This window comes from Mycobacterium sp. (assembly GCF_050701675.1).
Lineage (GTDB): Bacteria > Actinomycetota > Actinomycetes > Mycobacteriales > Mycobacteriaceae > Mycobacterium.
In genome coordinates this window covers 1-1,567 of the sequence record NZ_JBOGDD010000519.1, presented here as the reverse complement: position 1 = coordinate 1,567, position 1,567 = coordinate 1, and the positions used below count along the sequence as shown (strand labels likewise).

Here is a 1,567-nt window from a genome sequence, read left to right as displayed (position 1 = left end):
GCATCAAGGACCAGTTCGATGGCGCGTTCACCGTTGGCGTGAATGGCCAACGTCAGGCCCGCCTCGGCGCAGGCCTCCGCCAACGACGTGATCGCCGCGAGATTCGTGACCAGGATGCCGCGGTCGTCAGTCCCCTCGAAGGGTTCGGCGACTGCGCAGCTGCGCCCGGCGACGGCGCCGTCGACGAAGGCCTTGATTCCCCCGATGCGCAGCCAATCGTCGCCGAAGCCATCGCATATTCCAGCGGCACGCAACGCCGGAAGATGCGGAAAAGTCATGAGTGCGTTGACGCGTACCGGTAGCGCCTGCTGGGCGCGGGCGCGCTGGAATAGACGTAGCTCGTCGGCTCCCATCATCGCGTCACCGATCGAGGTGATACCCGCGGCGAGCAACATGCGGGCGCAGTCGCGTACGGCGTTCAGCGCCTGGTCTCCGACAATGTCGGGGGTCAGGTCGAGGTTCCTGCTCAATGACGGGTAGACGAAGTCGAAGAACGCCTGCTCGGAAACCTGGCCGGTCAGGCTGCCGTCCGCGCCGCGGCCGTAGGAACCCCCGTCTGGGTCGGGGGTGGTCTCGGTGACTCCGGCACGCTGGAGTGCGGCACTGTTGACCACCCCCCAGTGCGCACTGATGTGTCCGACCACCGCCGGCGCATCGGGAACCAGTTGATCGAGGTCTGCGCGGGTGATGATTTCACCGTCAGTGGAGCGCGTGTGGTCATAGCGCGCTGCGCGTACCCACCCGCGTGTATCAGGGACCGCGGCGGCGAGCCGGGTCGACAGGTCCGCACGATCAGGAGTGCGTTCTGGCGAGAGGTCGACGCCCAAAGACTGGGATACCATCATCCCGAAGTGCATGTGCGAATCGTTGAATCCTGGTAGTACGCAGGCCGTGCCGTAGTCCTCGACGTGGGCGCGCGGCCATTGAGCGTGCAGCTGCTCCGCGTCGCCAACGGCGTCGATGTGGTCGTCGCGGATCACCATGGCCGTAACGCCGGCGACCGGCGTGCCGGCGAAGCTGGATGCGGTGACGATGGTCGGTGTGGTCATGGTCAGAAGCCTCCGATTACCTGGCCACCGTTGATCGAGATGGTCTGCCCAGTCAGAAATGACGAGTGCCGGCTGGCCAGATACTCGACCGGGTGGGAAATCTCGACGGGTTCTGCGTATCGGGCCGCCACAGCGCCCTTGGGACCCCATGCGCTGGATGGAGCGAAAGCGGCTCCACGGTGGGCCATCTGAGCGAACACCATGCCGCGGTTGAGATCGGCGGCCCTCGGCTCATCCGGTGCGAAGGTCATGACTTTGGTAGCCCGATCGAAACCGCCCCGGAATCGGCATCGTCGAGCGCCAAGCGGCCCCGGGTGGCTAGCACGCACACGGTGGCAAGCGCGCATAACAGTGCGAGGAACCCGAGCGCAAGCACGGGACTTCCGCCGGCGACACCAAGCAGGGACGGAACAATGAGCGGAGTCAGCACACCAGCAGTGAGCGCCGAAATCTGGTACGAGAGCGAGATTCCCGTGTACCGAACGCGCACGGGGAACATCTGAGCCAAGACGCTCGCC

2 protein-coding genes and 1 pseudogene are annotated in these 1,567 nt (G+C 65.5%); all 3 read right to left on the bottom strand.

Features of this window, described 5'->3' with window-relative positions:
* On the bottom strand, positions 1 to 1,049 hold a 1,049-nt coding region (locus tag ACRDUX_RS15615), incomplete at its 3' end, for an amidohydrolase (RefSeq protein WP_526414926.1).
* A 2-nt stretch (positions 1,050 to 1,051) separates the two neighbouring features.
* Positions 1,052 to 1,300, bottom strand: a complete 249-nt coding sequence (locus ACRDUX_RS15610) for a hypothetical protein (protein WP_526414925.1) — start codon at positions 1,298 to 1,300, stop codon at positions 1,052 to 1,054.
* Positions 1,297 to 1,567: pseudogene (locus tag ACRDUX_RS15605) on the bottom strand (MFS transporter); the annotation flags it as partial. The pseudogene ACRDUX_RS15605 and the gene ACRDUX_RS15610, both read right to left, overlap by 4 nt.